The organism is Methanocaldococcus sp. FS406-22 (genome assembly GCF_000025525.1).
In the GTDB taxonomy this organism is placed as follows: domain Archaea; phylum AGJL01; class Methanococci; order Methanococcales; family Methanocaldococcaceae; genus Methanocaldococcus.
In genome coordinates this window covers 1,225,296-1,243,708 of the sequence record NC_013887.1, presented here as the reverse complement: position 1 = coordinate 1,243,708, position 18,413 = coordinate 1,225,296, and the positions used below count along the sequence as shown (strand labels likewise).

At 32.0% G+C, this 18,413-nt stretch carries 16 protein-coding genes; 14 read left to right on the top strand and 2 right to left on the bottom strand.

What is annotated here, in order from left to right; genetic code table 11:
* The first annotated feature begins 27 nt into the window (after positions 1 to 27).
* From MFS40622_RS06325 to flaJ, 10 genes are all read left to right on the top strand, one after another.
* Positions 28 to 681: a flagellin gene (locus MFS40622_RS06325; RefSeq protein WP_012980851.1), complete on the top strand. Its 654-nt coding sequence runs from the start codon at positions 28 to 30 to the stop codon at positions 679 to 681.
* Between the two features lie 104 nt (positions 682 to 785).
* A complete protein-coding gene (locus tag MFS40622_RS06320; RefSeq protein ID WP_012980850.1) occupies positions 786 to 1,445 on the top strand; it encodes a flagellin in 660 nt (219 codons plus the stop codon).
* A 204-nt stretch (positions 1,446 to 1,649) separates the two neighbouring features.
* Positions 1,650 to 2,075, top strand: a complete 426-nt coding sequence (locus tag MFS40622_RS06315) for a flagella accessory protein C (RefSeq protein ID WP_048197595.1) — start codon at positions 1,650 to 1,652, stop codon at positions 2,073 to 2,075.
* Positions 2,053 to 3,078: a FlaD/FlaE family flagellar protein gene (locus MFS40622_RS06310; RefSeq protein ID WP_012980848.1), complete on the top strand. Its 1,026-nt coding sequence runs from the start codon at positions 2,053 to 2,055 to the stop codon at positions 3,076 to 3,078. Before MFS40622_RS06315 ends, MFS40622_RS06310 begins: the two co-directional genes overlap by 23 nt.
* A gap of 56 nt (positions 3,079 to 3,134) precedes the next feature.
* Positions 3,135 to 3,539: a FlaD/FlaE family flagellar protein gene (locus tag MFS40622_RS06305; protein ID WP_048197496.1), complete on the top strand. Its 405-nt coding sequence runs from the start codon at positions 3,135 to 3,137 to the stop codon at positions 3,537 to 3,539.
* Positions 3,529 to 3,948 carry a flagellar protein F gene (locus MFS40622_RS06300; RefSeq protein ID WP_012980846.1) on the top strand — a complete coding sequence of 140 codons (420 nt, stop codon included), beginning with the start codon at positions 3,529 to 3,531 and terminating at the stop codon, positions 3,946 to 3,948. Before MFS40622_RS06305 ends, MFS40622_RS06300 begins: the two co-directional genes overlap by 11 nt.
* An 81-nt stretch (positions 3,949 to 4,029) precedes the next feature.
* Positions 4,030 to 4,485, top strand: coding sequence for a flagellar protein G (locus MFS40622_RS06295; RefSeq protein WP_048197495.1), 456 nt, complete (start codon positions 4,030 to 4,032; stop codon positions 4,483 to 4,485).
* An 18-nt stretch (positions 4,486 to 4,503) separates the two neighbouring features.
* Complete coding sequence (locus MFS40622_RS06290) at positions 4,504 to 5,196, top strand: ATPase domain-containing protein (protein WP_012980844.1); 693 nt, start codon at positions 4,504 to 4,506, stop codon at positions 5,194 to 5,196.
* Between the two features lie 21 nt (positions 5,197 to 5,217).
* Positions 5,218 to 6,861, top strand: a complete 1,644-nt coding sequence (locus tag MFS40622_RS06285) for a type II/IV secretion system ATPase subunit (RefSeq protein ID WP_012980843.1) — start codon at positions 5,218 to 5,220, stop codon at positions 6,859 to 6,861.
* Positions 6,862 to 6,871: 10 nt separating this feature from the next.
* Positions 6,872 to 8,551, top strand: a complete 1,680-nt coding sequence (gene flaJ / locus MFS40622_RS06280) for an archaellar assembly protein FlaJ (protein ID WP_012980842.1) — start codon at positions 6,872 to 6,874, stop codon at positions 8,549 to 8,551.
* A gap of 49 nt (positions 8,552 to 8,600) precedes the next feature.
* On the opposite strand, the gene flaK is transcribed toward flaJ, so the two are convergent.
* Entirely contained in the window at positions 8,601 to 9,305 is a 705-nt protein-coding gene (gene flaK, locus MFS40622_RS06275; protein WP_012980841.1) for a preflagellin peptidase FlaK, read from the bottom strand.
* Between the two features lie 222 nt (positions 9,306 to 9,527).
* Between flaK and MFS40622_RS06270 the strand changes: the two genes are divergently transcribed.
* The 3 genes from MFS40622_RS06270 (at position 9,528) to MFS40622_RS06260 (ending at position 13,627) form a co-directional block, all read left to right on the top strand.
* A complete protein-coding gene (locus MFS40622_RS06270) occupies positions 9,528 to 12,116 on the top strand; it encodes a hypothetical protein (RefSeq protein WP_012980840.1) in 2,589 nt (862 codons plus the stop codon).
* A 79-nt stretch (positions 12,117 to 12,195) separates the two neighbouring features.
* Complete coding sequence (locus MFS40622_RS06265; RefSeq protein WP_012980839.1) at positions 12,196 to 12,531, top strand: helix-turn-helix domain-containing protein; 336 nt, start codon at positions 12,196 to 12,198, stop codon at positions 12,529 to 12,531.
* 1 nt (position 12,532) lies between these two features.
* A complete protein-coding gene (locus tag MFS40622_RS06260; RefSeq protein ID WP_012980838.1) occupies positions 12,533 to 13,627 on the top strand; it encodes a class I SAM-dependent methyltransferase in 1,095 nt (364 codons plus the stop codon).
* Positions 13,628 to 13,637: 10 nt separating this feature from the next.
* On the opposite strand, the gene MFS40622_RS06255 is transcribed toward MFS40622_RS06260, so the two are convergent.
* Complete coding sequence (locus MFS40622_RS06255) at positions 13,638 to 14,480, bottom strand: radical SAM protein (protein WP_012980837.1); 843 nt, start codon at positions 14,478 to 14,480, stop codon at positions 13,638 to 13,640.
* Positions 14,481 to 14,591: 111 nt separating this feature from the next.
* Here MFS40622_RS06255 and cobN point away from each other — a divergent pair, with 111 nt between their 5' ends.
* Positions 14,592 to 18,278 carry a cobaltochelatase subunit CobN gene (gene cobN, locus MFS40622_RS06250; protein ID WP_012980836.1) on the top strand — a complete coding sequence of 1,229 codons (3,687 nt, stop codon included), beginning with the start codon at positions 14,592 to 14,594 and terminating at the stop codon, positions 18,276 to 18,278.
* Positions 18,279 to 18,413: the final 135 nt, after the last annotated feature.

Below are 18,413 nucleotides of genomic sequence, written 5' to 3'. Positions count from 1 at the left end.
TTAGATAACTAACAAAGGTGATACAAGATGAAAGTTCTTGAATTTCTAAAGGGTAAGAGAGGGGCTATGGGTATAGGAACCTTGATAATCTTCATAGCCATGGTCTTAGTTGCTGCAGTAGCAGCAGCCGTCTTAATCAACACAAGTGGATTCCTCCAACAAAAAGCAATGGCTACAGGTAAAGAAAGCACCGAACAAGTCGCAAGTGGACTTTCAACACTTCAAGTAATCGGAATGCACGACAATAAGACAATTAACTATTTGGCAATTTATGTTTCACCAAATGCTGGAAGTGCTGCAATCGACTTAAATCAAACTAAGATATTAATTACTGACGGTAATAAGAAAGCAGTATTAAAATACAATCCAAATGCATATGTGGATTTAACAACTGGAGGAGAAGTTACTAACTTATCTCTTGCTGCATGGAATTTAAGTGCTGGGCAATTTGGAATCATTGTATTGCAAGATGCAGATGGTTCATGTAAGGGTACTACTCCTGTAATTAATAAAGGAGATATTGTTGCTTTAACAATAAATGCTTCAGCAGATGGACTTAACTTAGCTCCAAGAACAACAGTAACTGGTTCAGTAATTCCAGAATTTGGTGCTCCAGCAGTTATTGAATTCACAACACCAGCTGCATACTTAGGTACACAAGAGGTAATACAACTTCAATAAGCCCCTAATTTAATTTTTTTTTATTCGATATTTAAATTATGAGATTCCATTATAATAATGTATATAAATAATATAAATATTTTTTGAAATTGAGGTGGCCGAATATGTTGTTGTTAAATTACCTTAAAAGTCGCCGAGGGGCAATTGGTATAGGGACGCTCATCATCTTCATCGCTTTAGTGTTAGTCGCTGCAGTAGCAGCGGCGGTTATAATAAACACGGCAGCCAACCTTCAGCACAAAGCTGCTAGGGTTGGCGAAGAAAGTACAAGACAGGTAGCAAGTGGAATTCAGGTATTAAAAGTTATTGGCTATGCAAATGATACAAAAAATATAACAAAGCTTGCAATACTTGTGTCTCCTAATGTTGGAGATGAGATTGATTTATCATCAGTAATAGTTACTATTTCCAACGGTGATTATAAAGCTTCATTAGTATATGGAGGACAGAATTCAATTGTATATGTAAACACTAATGGAACCCAAGATATATTTAGTAAATCATGGCCAAGTATATCTAATCCATCCACAGAATTTGGTGTTATTGTCTTACAAGATGAAGATGGATCAATGAACAATACAGAGCATCCAACAATGAATTTTGGAGATAAAGCCATTATTGCTGTAGATGTTGGAGATGTATTTGGAGGTATTACGCCAAGAGAGAGAATATATGGAGAAGTTATTCCAGAATTTGGAGCTTCAGGAATCATCGAATTTAGGGCACCATCAACATTCAGCGAGCATGTAGTTACGCTTCAGTAATTTTGGAAGTTTCCATATTAACTTTTTAAGGTGAATCCTTATGGGGATAAAAGATATAATTGCCTCAATAAAAAGTAAATTACCAAAATTAAAAAAAAACAAAAATTAGAAGATGATACTCCTCCTGAAGAGGAGGAAAATTTACTCGAAGACCCATTGGAGACTGAAAAATACGATGAACTTGAGCGAACAGTTAAAGACCTAATGGAAACTACAGAAGGTTTGTTAGCAAAAGTTAATGATATTGAATCCAAACTACCAAAGTTAGAATCTTCAATAAACAACTTAAGGAAAGAAAATGAAATGCTAAGGGTTGAACTTAGCAAAATTAACGAAAATTTGCAGGATATAATGGCTCTCTATGAAGTTGTATCAAATCAAATAAATCCGTTTATTGGAGTTTCAAAAATTACTGCAACGAGTTTAGAAAAGCTTGAAAGATTAGAAACAGAATATAAAAGGCTTAAAAAAACTGTTGAAGAACTTACAAATGATTTGATAATCCTTGGTTCCCTATATTTGCATCAACTTGATATTAACCTTGATGAAATTATTGAAGAGGTATTGGAGGAGGAGATTATAAAGTCAATGTCTGGGGAGGATACTCATGATACAAAAGACAATAAGTGAAACATCACCCTCTCCTATGTTCTCTGATGAGGAGATTCTTACAGAGGATGAAATTGAGGAATATTTAGATAATTTAAAATCAAAATTGCCATCTTTCGTTATCATTCTATTAAAAAACAATTTAAGAGGCAAGAGGGTTACAAAAAAACAACTTGATAAGATTGTTGAGAGAATCACAGAGGTTTTATCAAAAGGGAGAAGAGAAGATAAAACAGAGGAGCTTAATAAAAAGCTTCAAACTCTCGAACAGAAGCTTGATGCTATAATGAAGCTCACTACAATGGCTGTTTCAACAAAAACTTCAGAAGAAATTGAAAAAGTTAAAGCTACTGAGGAAATAGAAAACGTTCCTATTAAAATTAAAAGTGAAGAAAAACCTAAAAAGCCAGTAGAAATTGAAGAAATTGAAGTAAGTAAGAAAAAAGAGCCAATAGACGCTGGTAAAAAAACTGAAGAGGAAGTTAAAGAGATTGAAGTCCCTAAACCTGTAGAAAAACCTGTAGAAGAAACCCATGAAAAAGTTAAAGTTGAAGAAACTAAGAAAGAGATTAAGAAAGAAGCTAAATTAGAAAAGTATGAACTACCTAAAGAATTATCTATGGGGGGAGGCTTTATGACACCTATTGAAGGAGAAAAAGAGTATAGACTGAACGATATCCCTGAAGATGCTGTTTCCATGACCTTAGTATTTAAATGGCTGGAATTTTTAATTAGCAAATCAGGTGTGACATATTTACCAGACATTCTAGACTATTACAATAAGATTGGGTGGATATCTAATAAAGTTATATTAAAGTTATTGAGATTTGCTAAGAATATGAAAATAACATATGATGAGGAAGAATTAAGACCAAGAGATAAGCTATCACCAAGTGACCATATAGTTTCATTATTGTATATAGAAAAGCTTGCAGGAAGACCAATAGATCCCGAGGTTCTTGAAATGTTAGAGATAGAAATTAGAAGAATAAAAAAATGGGCTATGGAATTACAATCAATCTAAAAATACTACTTAAGATTATTAACTTATCTAAAAAATATTTGGGGGAGGTGTTTAAAATGGATGCATTAACTTCAACAATATTAGAAGTCCATAAACCTGCTAAATTAGAGGACATTCCTGATGAGGACCCAATTGCAATTATATTGGCATTAAAATGGCTGGAATATTTATGTGAGAGGATAGGTGTTGAAAATGTGTCTGATGTGTTAGACTTCTATTACATGTTAGGATGGTTAGGTGATAAAGCATTAGCAAAACTATTAAAATTCTTAAAGGGAATAAAAGTTGATGAAGAAAATGTAGTTGAAGGTTCTGGAAAGTTAAATATTACCGACCATATAATCTCACTCTTATTTATTGAAAGGTTAAATGGAAAAAAGATATCTGCTGAACTATTGGATAAAATTGAATGGGAATTAAGAAAAATAAAGAAGGGGGCTGAACAGTTCTATGGGATTTAGCTCAGTAGTAGGGGCAACAGTAATGATTATTGCATTGCTTGTATGTGGAGCTTACCTTTATGTGACAATGGACAGTTATTACGAAAATGTCGATGAGGCTTATACAACTTATTATAGTCATATATATGCCAAATTAAATGAAAAGTTGGTAATTACTGATGTTAAGACCAGTCCATCACAAACAAATATAACCATCTATAATAATGGCTCGGTTGTAGTTGAACCTGGCAAATTTACCATACTGTTTGATGGCACAGTGGTGCCAGAAGAGAATATTTCTTATTACCCTCAATTGAAAAAATATCTCGTTCCATTGGATAGTATAACGATTGTAGTAAATTGGACACAGCCAAGTAGGATATGTGTTGTCTCAGATAATGGGAACAAGTATTTCTATTCATTAACATAACTTGGCGACCCCTGCATGATTTATTCTTCTATAATCTTCTATAAAATAAAATTTGACTTGTGTGGGTTTAGGGTGATTTAATTGGCATCAAGTGCAATGTCTGAAATAGTCATGTTCGTTGCTGTATTGTTAATCGCTGCATTTGTGGCAGGGATTTTAACGACCTCTACCTATAAGATTTCTTTAAATATTGGGAAAAAAAGTGATGCGTTAGCCACAAAGTTATCTCAAGATTTTGAGATTATAAATGACCCAGGAGATATCGTTAGAAATTCTTCAGCAGGTACTATTGCTCTTTACATTAAAAATACTGGTAAAGACCCAATTATATTTACGAATGATTCATTTACGATAATCATTGATGGGAGTATCGTAGATATCAATACCACTAATCAGCTAACATCTCCTGGAAGTAATGTGTTGTCTCCTGGAGACGTGGGGGAGATTGTTGTAAATTATAATGAAACTGGATATCACAGGATAAAGGTTATTTCTGAATGTGGGGTTTCAAGGATAATTAAGGGTTATATTTCCTAAATTTTTTAGGTGGGGATTATGGAATTAGCAAGAATTGATTTGAGTAGAGATGATTTGGATAAAAGAATTGGGGGTGGTATTCCACATGGTAGCCTGATAATAATTGAGGGAGAGGAGAGTACAGGTAAATCTGTCTTATGCCAGAGATTGGCATATGGATTTTTACAGAATAGATATTCAGTAACTTATGTCTCTACTCAACTCACAACCTTAGAATTTATAAAACAGATGAATTCTTTGAATTACTCAATCAATAAAAAGTTGTTATCAGGAGCTTTGTTGTACATTCCAGTCTATCCCTTAATTGCAGATAATAAAAAAAAGGATGGATTTTTAAAAAAAGTTATGGAAACTAGAGCATTTTATGAAAAAGATGTTATTATATTTGATTCAATATCCGCATTAATAGCAAATGATGCCAGTGAAGTTAATGTTAATGATTTAATGGCTTTTTTTAAGAGAATCACAGCTTTAAAGAAAATAATAATTTGCACAGTAAATCCAAAAGAACTACCAGAATCGATTTTAACTATTATAAGAACATCGGCAACAATGTTAATAAAAACAGAATTATTCACATTTGGAGGGGATTTGAAGAACTTAGCCAAGATACTAAAATACAATATGGCTCCTGGACCATATCAGAAAAATATTGTGTTTAGGGTTGAACCTAAGATTGGTATTGCTATTGAGATTGCATCTGTTGCATAATTTTAGATTTTGGTGATAATAATGAGCGAAGCGGAATTAAAAGAGGCAATGAAAAGAAATCCGCATTTACGAAGATACATTGAGAACTTTAAAAGAACCTATATGCGAATTCCAGACTTTATGGTCTCACTCTCAAGAGAATTAAAGGAGCTAAAATATCCAAATATTATCTATCCTGTTGGAGATCCAATCTTTATCCATATATTTGGAACTCCAGAGACAAAGACAAAATATATAGTTATTGAGCCAAAATTAGAAACTGCCGAAGAAAAATTAAAGTATAAGATGATATTGCACAAAATTTTGGAGCTTGCCCCTTATGAAGAAACTCCTAAGAGTGTGGAAGAATTTGAAGAAGTTTTAACGAGATTATTTAATGCATGCACAAAGGTTACTGAGACAGTTGGGGAGGAGGGGTTTTTTCAAAGGATATTTAGATTTGCAGATAGTAAAATTAAAATCACACCAGAGGAGAGGGATAAGTTCCTTTACATATTAAAGAGGGATTTAATAGGTTTGGGTAATCTTGAACCTATTGGTAGAGATCCATACTTAGAGGATATTCACGTTATTGGTCCAAAAAATTGTCATGTTGTTCATAAAATTTTTGGAATGTTGCCTACAAATATTACATGGGAGGATGAGATTGAGCTTGCCGACTATTTAAAAAATATAGGAGAACGAATGGGTAGGCCAGTTTCAGATGCTAACCCAATAGTTGATGGAACACTACCAGATGGTTCAAGAATTAACATTATTTACTCTACTGATGTTTCTCCAAAGGGTCCATCATTTACAATTAGGAAATTTACAGATGTTCCTATCAGTGTTACACAACTTATTAGCTGGGGAACATTCTCAGCTGAAGTTGCAGCATATTTGTGGCTGTGTTTGGAGTATGGTATGAGTATCTTTATTTGTGGGGAAACAGCATCAGGTAAGACAACAACATTAAACGCAATCTTACCATTTATAAAACCAAATTCGAAGATATTCTCCTGTGAAGATACTCCAGAAGTCAAACCACCTCATCCAGTATGGCAGCAGTTAGTTACAAGAGAAAGAGGACCAGAAGAGAGTAGGGTTACGCTCTTTGACTTGTTAAGAGCTGCGTTGAGGTCAAGACCTAACTACATTATTGTTGGAGAAATTAGGAGTGTCGAGGCAGCAGTTGCCTTCCAAGCTATGCAGACAGGGCACCCTGTCCTTTCAACATTCCACGCAGCCAATGTTAGAAAAATGATACAGAGGTTGAACGGAGACCCAATCAACGTTCCATTAACATTTATGGACAACCTAAATGTTGCACTCTTCCAACTCGCTGTTTATCAGAGAGGTAAGGTTTTGAGAAGAGTAGTTACCATTGAAGAAATTGAAGGATATTACAAAGAGGTAGATGGGGTTATTACAAGGGCGGTGTTCCAATGGGAGCCAGATAAGGATAGGCATGTATTTACGGGAAGAAATAACAGTTATATCTTGGAAGAGAAGATAGCTAAGGCAGCAGGATATGAAGACCCGAGAGATATTTATAACGAGTTAGAATTGAGAGCAAGAATATTAGAGGAAATGATTGCAAGAGAAATTTTCGATTACTATCAGGTTAGAGATATAATATGGGCATTTTACGAAAAAGGTTTAGAGGGACTTCCATTCCCAATTTGAGGTGGTTATTGTGGTATTTGATTTACTACCAAGAATTGGGCTTAAGCCCAGAGATTATTTATTAAAAATTGTATTGCCTGCGGTTATTGCCTCTATTGTTTTAACCATATTAGGTTTTATGCTGTTTAGTGGTATTATTTTATATATATATTTATTTCTACCAATTATAATACTTGCTAGTGCAATCGGGTATCCATATATTGTTTTAGATTCTCAAAAAAACAAGATAAATGAGCGATTGCATATTTTTATTACAAAATTTGGGACTTTGTCTATAACTGATTTAAATAGAAAAGATTTATTAAAGATACTCTCAGAAGAGAAAGAAGAACTTGGAGAACTGGCAAAAGAATCTGAAAAATTATATGTCTTGACAGATAAGTGGGGGCGTTCATTGGCTGAAGCCTGCAGATTTTTAGCTCAGAGAACACCAAGCAGTGAATTTGCAGATTTTTTAGATAGGTTGGCTTATGCATTAGATAGTGGGGAGGAACTTAAAGAGTTTTTAATAAAAGAGCAAGATATTGTTATGGATGATTATGCTGCATTCTATAAAAGAATGTTGTATTCCCTTGACTTATATAAAGAATTATATGTTAGTGCAATGACATCTGTAGCATTTTTCATGGCTTTTTCAATTTTAGTTCCATTCTTATTGCCATATAATTTTGTGTTTATGGCTACTATAGCGTTATTTTCATTTTTTGCCGTTGAGCTACTTATTGTTATTGTGATAAAAAATAGACTCCCATTTGATAGACTGTGGCATACGGGAGAAAAACCTACAGAAACTGATAAAAAACTTAGAAAATGGCTAATAATATCTGTTATATTGACTATAATACTTTTACCATTTCTTTTATGGGCTAAATATGTGATTGGATTGTCTCCTTTTTCTCAAATACCGTATATGATATTAGTGGCTTTGGGAGCTACACCATTAGCTATTGGAGGGTTTGTTGCATTAAAAGAGGAAGAAAAAGTAAAAAGAAAGGAATTCGTATTTCCTGATTTTTTAAGGTCTTTGGGAGATTCAGTAAGTGCTAAAGGAGGGGGAATGGTTAGTTCTTTAGAATATCTCTCAAACCATGATTTTGGACCACTAACTCATGATATTAAGAAGTTATACAAAAGATTGGCTTTGGGTATTGATTCAAATAAATCTTGGAGGTTGTTTGGCTTTGACTCATGTAGTTATTTGATACAGCTTTTTTCTGACATATTTTCACGATGTATATACTTTGGAGGTGACCCAAAAACAGCAGCTGAAATAATAAGTAAGAATTTCCGTAAAATAGTGCAGTTAAGAAAATCCAAATACCAAAATATACAGCAGTTTGTTGGGGTAGTTTATGGTCTTGGGGGTGGTATAACTTTAGCATTATTTGCCTCATTAGGAGTAGCTAAGATGATTAATGAGTTGTATTCATCACTAAGTATTCCTGAAACTGTTATTCATATCTTGAATATTGCACCAATAAGCAATTCAGATGTTATAGAGTATATAATATTTGGATCTCTTATTATTTACTCTGCAGTTTCTGGTATATTAATCAAAATTATGGACGGAGGGCATAAGTTTGTTTCTCTACTGCACTTTGTTGCGATACTTTGGATATGTGCTATAGTGGCTTATATAACGAAGCTAATAGTTTCACAGGTTTTAGGGGTTTCAGTACCTATCTATTAAAAAATTAAGAAATATATATTAAGAAATATGGATTATTATTTTTATTATTTTATAGTCTAAGAATTGATAGAAAGATATCGATAATTTTGTCGCCTATGATTGGTGTTAGCAGATAGGACAAAAATATCGGAACAACGAACGGTATAGCTGGAGTTACCCAGATTTCTTCATTTTTATCAAACTTTGAGAAATCATAATCTTTTTCAGCATTGGGGAGTAGTTTTAAATTTTCATGATTTCCAAGGATTAACCTTTCCTTTTTCATGGCTTCAGAAACTTTCATTTTTTCGCCAAGGAACATACATAGAAACTCTTTTTTTGTCTTTGGTTTGACTCCTCTAATTACATTTCTTAAAAATATAATTATTGGAAGTATAATTGAAAAGAACACTGCATTAATTACTACCATTATTGGAAAGGATGGGATATAATAATAATTTAAGATTAAACCTAACGGTGTGTATATTGGCATATTATATTTTGGAATTAAAGCTCCGAGTCCCATTATTAGTTTTCCATCACCTCCCCCAACGCCCAATAGGAACATAAAAAACCCTAAAAAGAAACAGACTATAAATCCAACAATCGATTGAATGATATATGACATATCATGTGAAATAAATGATAAGTAGCCATGATATATCAATCCAAAAATGACCATTGATATCCAGATGTAATCTTCAATTTCTCTACTTTTTAAATCGTAGATTGAAGCTATTAATAGCCCTATTGCCCCAACAATAAAATTTATCATCTTCCCCTCCCCTACGAATATGTCATTATTTAATTGTAACTTCGATGAATGTGGAAATTAATTTGTGCTAAATAATTTATATAACATATAATAAAAATTTATCTATGTTCGTTATACATTAAAATAATGAAAAAATAAAAATACAAACTGTAGTGTGGGGGAAAGGATTTTAGATAGATTAGTAAAAATAATCTTTCATTGTCTTTATAGGGGGGGAGGGGCATGAAAAAAGTAGCATTGGTTCTTTTGCTGTTATTATTGCCAGTAGTATGTGGAGATGTCAGTGTATATAAGGTATGGTCACCGTATGACCCACCAAATTCACCAATATTACATGTAGATATTAGTGAGCAAGTTCTATATTTAGGGATTGTAAATAAGGATGAATATGAGCATGATGTCATAGTTAAAGTAGAATGTGAAGGAAAAACTTGGGAGTCTGGTTTAATACCTTTGCCACCAAATAGTCATGTAGAAAAAATTGTGGAAGTTAGAGTTCCGATTAGTGACGATAAAGAACATGATGCTAAGATATCGTTGATTGAAAATGGAAAAACTATAGCATCAACAACAGTTAAAGTGAAACAGTATTTTCCAGTAGACGTTAAAAATGTAACATGTGAGGACTCATACAAAATTGGAAATACTGAAATTTGCTATTCTAACTGGTTTGATGTAACTCTAAAAAGTAATCCTACAGCAAAGAGTGACTATATTGCTAAAGTTTGGATAAATATAAAAGATGGAGATAATGTAATTTACAATGGTAAAAACGATTTTAAGACAGTATATATTCCTTTTGGAGAGGAAGTGAAGGTATCGTTTAAAGTTCCTAAGATTGTCCTCGACAAAGAGAAATTTACAGTTGAAACAAACGTAGAAATAATGAATGTTACACATACTATTGATGGTATTGAAGAAACTGTCCAAAAGAGGGATGATTCTGGAATATACTATGACTATAAAAGTATAACAAAATATTATTATCTTCCAGTTGTTGTAAAGAATGTAGAACTTTATAGGAAGATTGATGAAAACACTTCAAAGATTGTAAAGAATTTCTATGACTCGGCAGGCATTTTAGATAACGAAATAAGAGAAGTATTATCAGATAAATATTTACAGAAAGATGATGTATTACCAAGATATTATGTTAAAGATGACCCAACACTGGCTATTTTAAAAATTACTGTAGAGAATAAATATAATAAAGATGTCACAGCTATATTGACTGTCAAATATGGGAATAGATCTGTCAATAAAATAATTAATATTGGTAAAAAGGAGAAAAAAGATATATTTGTCCCAATATATACAAAGAGAGGTAGTAAGAATATAGAAATAACTATACATCCTATAGATGTAAATACTTTAATTTTTAGTAAATCTTACAGTATTAACATAGAGCCAAAACCTATACCGCCAGTAATTATTGAAAAAATTATCTTACCAAAAGATAAAGAAATAAATGAGGAAATGGGTCCAGGAGGATATGTATTAATTGGGAAGAAATACAATATGTCCATTATTCTAAAAAATATCTATAATAAAACATTATCGGGAAAAATTATTGTAGATGATAATTTTAAATATGGAGTAGTAAATTATTCTAAGGAAATTCCATTTGCTATAACACCTCATCAAACTAAAGAGATAAGTATTCCTATAGTCTTTTACAAGGAAGTAAATGGTGACTTAAAAATTACAGTTTCGGTTAAGGGAGGGGCTAAAGATTATACATGCTTTGCTCATTTCTATGCAATATCACCAATAGACATTGTTAGAATATATTACAATAACACGTTATTATTAGGAAGAATAAATGTAATAAAAGGAAATGGGGGAATATACTCAGCCAAACCTATTGCAGGATTTAACAACACATGTGTAGTTGTATTAAGAAATAATTTAAACTCTAAAGTTGATTGCGATATTTGGATTGAGGTTATTGACAAAGATGGAAATGTTAGAGCAAAAAGTAGTGCTAAGACGGTTCATCTAAATAATTATTCAGAGGTTGAAGTAGAATTTCCAATCTTTTTCGATGAAGGGTTTGAAGGATATACTGTAGCCCATATAATTCCAAAATCTGTAGAGAATGTTGATATTATATACACTGAAGGTTATGGAATCCACTTAGTTAAAATATCAAATTATTACAGGGTTGGAAGATACTCAGCAATTGATATATTGGGGGATGAAATACCTACAGGGACACATGTGGTTACGGAGGTTATTTCTCCAGTGAATATTGAAGACTTAAACTATAACAATAATATATTAAAAGCAAAAATTAGAAATGATAAGTTTCCAGTGAATTTAACAGTTCAGTATTGGGTTGAGGTTAGCAAGGGTTCAAATATCTACTATAAGAGCTCCATTTTCCAAACAGAGATTTATCCAAAATCTGAGAAGGAATTAATGATTCCTTTAAGATTGGAGGGTTTAGAGAGTGGAACGTATAATGTAACATTATATGTTAGAATTAATGACTTTGCACTCTTCAATTATCAAAAAGTTCCAGTAATCCTAAAAAAATCAATATCTATCGAAATAAATGGAAGTAAAGGGGTGGAGGGGCATGAGTTTTCTGAAAAGAATGAAAAAATCAATGGAACTTCCGAATCTTACAAAAATATGACAGAAAGTACCCATAATAAAACATATATTCTGAATAATAATGAATCAAACATTAAGGAATTTAATAACACCAATTATACTGGATCTAATGTTGAAAATGAGTCGATATTTGGTAAAATATCAAAAATTGTGGGGAGGGTTATTTCGACGATTCTTGGGTTGTTTAGATAAAACTATTTTCTTTAGTTTTTAAAATCACACTCATCAATTCAAAACTGTTCTTAGGATACCTTGTGGGGGAGGGATTAGTATGAGCTTGGCATTTATTGACCCGATGATTATTAGGTCACTAAATAAAAGTAAATTAAGAAAGAAGATATTATATCTGCTGTATAAGATGTATCCTCATGGCATTTATCTTTCTGAAATCTCGAGAAGGGTGAAGTCAGACCCAAGTAACGTGCTTGGATGTCTAAAAGGTATGAATGGAAGGTATAACGGTCATTTCTCGCTTATAGAATTAGGATTAGTTGAATGTGTAGAGAGGGGAGGGATAAAGCTATATAAGCTAACCGATTATGGAAAGAAAATAGTTGAAGTGTTAAAAGACCAGGATAGTGACTTTATAGAATCTTTAAGGTGGTAATATGAAATTCGATTCAATTGAGAATGTAGTTGGGGGAGGGTCATTTGACATAGGAGATGATGACTCAAAAATATTGGATGAGATTATTAGTGAGGTTATAAACGATATAATGCCATCTGAAATAAAACTAAAAAAGAAAATAGAAATGATTGATAACACTATAGAATATCTAAGTTATGAATTGCTTGTTACATTTATAAAGCAGGGTGTAGAGTTTGGAATCTTCCCAATTATTGCTAAATATTCTCCAAAAATCGATGATATTCCATTATTGGTGAAATATCCAAATAAGCAGTTTATTCTTGACTATATAAAAACAGCTTTGAAATTGGAAATTTTAAAATATGAAGATGAAAAAATTAAGATAAACGAAGATTTTGAACTAAATATAAAAATGCCAAAATTTGATAAGATTATTAGTGATTATGTGATGAAATATAACTTTATAACGCATGTGTCAAGATATGCTCTAATAAGTTATAGTCATCCAAAGATTGCTATAAGCTTTAAAAAAGACCCTGACATCTGGGATATGATATTGAGTAGCCCATACTATTCATTATGCAGAGAGATTGCCAGCGACTGTCTAAAGATTGATAAGGGAGATTACATCTTGGATGTTGGCTGTGGTTCACGGTCTCCAAAATACTTTATAGATATAGTATATCCAGAAGGACATTACATGGGGGTAGATATATCTAAGGGGCTTTTACAGATTGCAGAATGTAGGATTAAAAGATTGTATTGTGATTCCTATGAACTTAAAAATATAGATTTTGCTGACATAATTCCTAAAGAAAAGTATGATTATGTTATATGCTCACATACAATGAAATATGCTCCGTCATTAAAGCAGTTTCTAAATAAGATGATGTCTTCTATACATAGTGGGGGAAAAATATTCATTTCAGAAGAATTTATACTGGATAAAAATGAGAATATTTGTAAAGAAGTATTTGAGTTCTATAATAGGTTAAATAGAAGATTCAGAGGATATTATTCAGAGAAGGATATAGTTAATATTCTCGAATCGTTAGGATATGATTTCAAAATTGAAAGCTTAGGAAACGGAATTTTGGTTATTGAAAAGATTTAAGTAACTTTATTTATTTTAAATGTTTTGTCAAAAACTCTCTTGCATAACATTTATTACTTCCTATTTTTGGTAGTTCTATTTTATTACCATTTATATTTCCTAAACAGGAAAGTCCTTCTAATGTAGGACAAGGGTATACATCCCCAAATTCATTAACAAACAGCAAATCTCCAGAATTTAGATAGCAGTATCTTCCCTTAGGTCTTTTTTGTAAGTTCTTTATATAGATTGGATATCTTCCAAATTTATTTAACAGTTTATTAAATTCTTCAATATTTGGCATTAACTTTAAATGTTCTTTTTTCTTTGGCTTTAATAAGTCAAAGCTTATGCTCTTTACACCAAAGGCAATTAAATAATTAACAAACTCCTCTAAGTATGGAAGATTTTTGTTTGTAACAACGGTTGTTACTCCATAAGGGATATTATAAGCTTTTAAGAGATACATGCCTTTTAATGTGTCTAAGGTTGATGGCTTTCCATTTTTGTAGGGTCTTAGAGTATCATTTATCTCTAATCCATCTATACTAACTCCAACTTTTATATTGAGTTCTTTAATCCTTTCAGCTGTTTTTTCATCTATAAGGGTTGCATTGGTTTGGATTGCATATTTTATATTTTTATTATCATAATTGTTATTACAGTAATCAACAACTTTTTCAATTAATTTAAAGTTTAATAGTGGCTCACCACCTGTAAATTGTATCTTCAAATTATTATCTAAGCTTAGTAAATAGTCAATAGCACTTTTAGCTGTTTTAAAATCCATATCTTTATTATTTTCATTATTTGCATAGCAGTAGAGACAGTTAAGATTACATCTATTTGTTACCTTTAATATTAAATATTTCATACCATTCACCAAATTTTTATTATAAAAAGTGATAAAAAGATGATAAATAAATAATAAACTAAAGATATTGTTAAGTTAATTAAATTTTACTTAAGATAGCTGGTGATATCTATGGTAAAGATTGGCTTTGTTTCAACAATAGATAGTGATGACTTAGTTTTTGAAGAAGCATATAAAGAGATTAAAAAATATGGCATTGAATTTAAAATATTGGATTATAAATGTAGCAGAAAGGAGTTTGAAGAATTTTTAGAGTTTATTAAAGATGCAAATATTGTTTTTACAAAACTTATGGGAGGGAAAAATGCCTTCAAGTATTATGATGAGTTAGCTGAGTTTTGTAAAAAGCATAACATCCCATTTTTGCCATTACCAACAATCACTGAAGTTCATCCAGATTTAGAAAAAGATAGGACAGTAGATGATGAGGTAAAGGATAAAGTTGTTAAATATTTAGCTTATGAAGGAATCTATAACTACAAAAATCTCCTCTTATATTTGGCAAATAAGTTTGGGAATTTAGATGTAGATTATGAGGAGCCAAAACCAATGCCATGGCAAGGTATCTATTATAGAGGAAAATACTTTGAAGCTTTAGATGACTATCTCAACTATTTAAAAGAGTTGGGTAGAGATTTGGATAAGCCAATTATAGGGATTTTGTTTTATAGAAATTGGTTTGTAGCCAACAACATAGACTATGTCAATGATTTAATTGATATTATTGAGAATAAAGGAGGAATACCAATAGCTGTTTTTAGCTCTCATTTAAAGAACGAACTCGGCTCTATAGGAACTTTAGAAACATTCAAAAGATTTTTCTACAAAGATGGAAAGCCAATAATTCATGCATTAATCAATACTACAATGTTCACTCTTTCAATGGGAGTTAAGGCAGAGTTGTTAAAAGATGAGCCAGAATTTTTAAAAGAACTTAATGCTCCAATACTGCAGGGGATTATATCAACAGGATTTATTGAAGAATGGAAAAATTCAGTCTCTGGCTTAAACCCAATTGATTTAATCATTGGCATGGCAATGCCAGAGTTTGATGGAGCAATAATACATTTCCCAATAGGAGGAAAGGAGAAGATAAAGGATGGAGAAGTTGGAGTCCCAATTATTAAGTACAAGGCTATAAAGGATAGGGCTGAGAAGATAGTTGATTTAGCCCTAAGGTATGCAAATCTAAAATTAAAATCAAATAAAGCCAAAAGAATAGCCATAATTTTCCACAATTATCCGCCAAGGAATGACAAGATAGCAAGTGCATTTGGTTTAGATAGTCCAGAGAGTGTTGTTAATATTTTGAAGGAGATGAAGAAGAGGGGTTTTATAGTTGATGAAATCCCAGAAAATGGGACTAAACTAATAAAGAAAATGCTGAACTATGCTACAAATGATAAGAGATTTTTAACTGAAGAGATAATAAAAAAGGCCGTAGGGAAAATAAAGAAAGAAGATTATGAGAAATGGTTTAACTCCCTACCAGATAAAGTTAAAGAAGAGTTGATAAAAAACTGGGGAGCCATTCCTGGAGAAGTTATGAACTTTAATGGAGAGCTAATTATTCCTGGAATAATTAATGGAAACGTCTTTATCTCAGTTCAGCCACCAAGAGGATTTGGAGAGAATCCCTCTGCTATATACCACTCTCCAGATTTGCCACCAACTCATTATTACATTGCTTTTTATAAATGGATTAAAGAGGTTTTCAAAGCAGATGCAATAATGCATATAGGAAAGCATGGCAATTTAGAATGGCTTCCTGGAAAGTGTGTTGGATTATCTAACGAATGCTATCCAGACATCTGTATGGAATTGCCAAATATCTATCCATTTATTGTAAATAATCCTGGAGAGGGGACTCAGGCAAAGAGAAGGAGTTATGCAACAATTATAAGCCATTTAATCCCACCAATGACAATATCTGATTTGTATGGTGATTTAGTAGGGTTAGAAAAGAGTATTGATGATTATTATGAAACAGAGAATAAAGAGAAAAAAGAATTTTTAAAGAAAGAGATTTTGAATAAAATTAAAGAGTTAAAGTTAGATGGAGATTTATTGGATGGAAAGGTTATAGATGAAGAGATAAATGATGAAAATTTTGAAAAACTGTTAAATAAAATCCACGATTACTTAGAGATTTTAAAGAATAGGCAGATAAACGATGGATTACATATAATGGGAGTGCCTTTGGAAGGAGAGAAATTAATTAACATGCTATTTATGATTATTAGGTATCAATTCAATTACTTAGAGATTTTGGCTGAGATTTTAGGGTATAATTGGGAAGAATTAAATAATAACAAAGGAAAACATCATAAAATTATTGATAAAATAAATGGAATTGGATTGAATTTGTTAAAAGAGTATATGCAATACAACTTTGATGAAAATAAAATCGATGAGCTAAAAACAGTAAAAATAAACTCTAAATTAAGAGAGGTTTTAAAAACTGTCTCAGTAATCTATAGAAACTTAATGAGGGTTGATGAGGAAGTTATAAATGCGGTTAATGCCTTAGAAGGCTTTTATGTTCCACCAAAAGTTGCTGGTGCTCCTACAAAAGATATAAACTGCCTTCCTACTGGAAGAAACTTTTATTCATGTAATCCTCAAGAGATTCCAACGAAATCTGCTTATGAAATGGGTAAAAAGTTGGCAGAACAGTTGATTGAAAAATATCTGAAAGAGGAGGGGAAGTATCCAGAGTATATTGGCATTATTGTCTGGGGTTCTCCAACTATGCGAACGAAAGGAGATGATATTGGAGAGATTTTGTATCTATTGGGAGTTAAGCCAGTTTGGAATAAAATGGGGAGAGTAATTGGTTTAGAAGTTATCCCATTAGAGGAGTTAGGAAGGCCAAGAATTGATGTAACCTTAAGAGTTAGTGGATTATTTAGGGATACTTTCCCAAACGTTGTTGAGCTTATAGATGAGGCAATAAGGATGGTAGCTAACTTAGATGAACCAGATGAAATGAATTTTGTAAAAAAACATTATAAAGAAGAGGTTGAAGAAAAGATAAAGAAGGGAATTGATGAAAAGACAGCCAAAGAAACCTCTTTATATAGAATATTCAGTGATAAACCGGGCTGTTATGGGGCTGGTGTCTCCCATTTAATAGATGAGAAGAATTGGAAATCTATAGAGGATTTTGCCAAGGTTTATGTTGAGTGGGGGGGCTATGCTTATGGAAAAGGTATTTATGGAGTAGAGGCAAAGGAGGAGTTTATAAATAGGCTTTCTAAGATTGAACTAACGGTTAAAAATGAAGATAGCCAAGAATGGGATATATTTGAGGGAGATGACTTTAACAGCTATCACGGTGGTTTAATTGCTGCTGTAACTCATTTCTCTGGTAAAAAGCCAGTGAGTTATGTTGGAGATACTTCCAATCCAAATAATATAAGAACTAAGCACTTAAAAGAGGAAGGTAAGGAGATATTTAGAACAAAAATAATGAATCCAAAGTGGATTGAGGGGATGAAAAGGCATGGGTATAAAGGGGCGGCAGATTTCTCAAAGTATATTGATAATATGTTCGCATGGGATGCAACCTCTGGAATAATAGATGACTGGATGTATGAAAAGATAGCTGAAAAATATGTGTTTGATAAAGATATGGAGGAGTTCTTTAAAGAAAACAATCCTTATGCTTTGCTAAATATTACTGAAAGGTTGTTGGAGGCAATAGAGAGGGGAATGTGGAAGGCAGATGAGGAGATGAAAGAGAAGTTGAGGAAGAAATATTTAGAGATAGAGGGTATGATAGAAGACAAATTATAAACTTTTAATCTTTAAATAACCTTTCAAATTAAGATTTAAAAATTATCTTAGATTATAACGATAATAAAAAGTGTAAGGATATTGATTATAAAAAATCAAAAGAGGATTATTATGAGCCAATCAAAAATTTTGTTG

What these genes read in the sequence shown, in the direction of transcription:
- MFS40622_RS06285 (WP_012980843.1), top strand. Translation starts at nt 5,218, where the DNA reads ATGAGCGAAGCGGAATTAAAAGAGGCAATGAAAAGAAATCCGCATTTA.
- MFS40622_RS06320 (WP_012980850.1), top strand. Translation starts at nt 786, where the DNA reads ATGTTGTTGTTAAATTACCTTAAAAGTCGCCGAGGGGCAATTGGTATA.
- MFS40622_RS06300 (WP_012980846.1), top strand. Translation starts at nt 3,529, where the DNA reads ATGGGATTTAGCTCAGTAGTAGGGGCAACAGTAATGATTATTGCATTG.
- MFS40622_RS06325 (WP_012980851.1), top strand. Translation starts at nt 28, where the DNA reads ATGAAAGTTCTTGAATTTCTAAAGGGTAAGAGAGGGGCTATGGGTATA.
- MFS40622_RS06260 (WP_012980838.1), top strand. Translation starts at nt 12,533, where the DNA reads ATGAAATTCGATTCAATTGAGAATGTAGTTGGGGGAGGGTCATTTGAC.
- MFS40622_RS06315 (WP_048197595.1), top strand. Translation starts at nt 1,650, where the DNA reads ATGGAAACTACAGAAGGTTTGTTAGCAAAAGTTAATGATATTGAATCC.
- MFS40622_RS06270 (WP_012980840.1), top strand. Translation starts at nt 9,528, where the DNA reads ATGAAAAAAGTAGCATTGGTTCTTTTGCTGTTATTATTGCCAGTAGTA.
- cobN (WP_012980836.1), top strand. Translation starts at nt 14,592, where the DNA reads ATGGTAAAGATTGGCTTTGTTTCAACAATAGATAGTGATGACTTAGTT.
- MFS40622_RS06310 (WP_012980848.1), top strand. Translation starts at nt 2,053, where the DNA reads ATGATACAAAAGACAATAAGTGAAACATCACCCTCTCCTATGTTCTCT.
- MFS40622_RS06290 (WP_012980844.1), top strand. Translation starts at nt 4,504, where the DNA reads ATGGAATTAGCAAGAATTGATTTGAGTAGAGATGATTTGGATAAAAGA.
- MFS40622_RS06255 (WP_012980837.1), bottom strand. Translation starts at nt 14,480, where the DNA reads ATGAAATATTTAATATTAAAGGTAACAAATAGATGTAATCTTAACTGT.
- MFS40622_RS06305 (WP_048197496.1), top strand. Translation starts at nt 3,135, where the DNA reads ATGGATGCATTAACTTCAACAATATTAGAAGTCCATAAACCTGCTAAA.
- MFS40622_RS06265 (WP_012980839.1), top strand. Translation starts at nt 12,196, where the DNA reads ATGAGCTTGGCATTTATTGACCCGATGATTATTAGGTCACTAAATAAA.
- flaK (WP_012980841.1), bottom strand. Translation starts at nt 9,305, where the DNA reads ATGATAAATTTTATTGTTGGGGCAATAGGGCTATTAATAGCTTCAATC.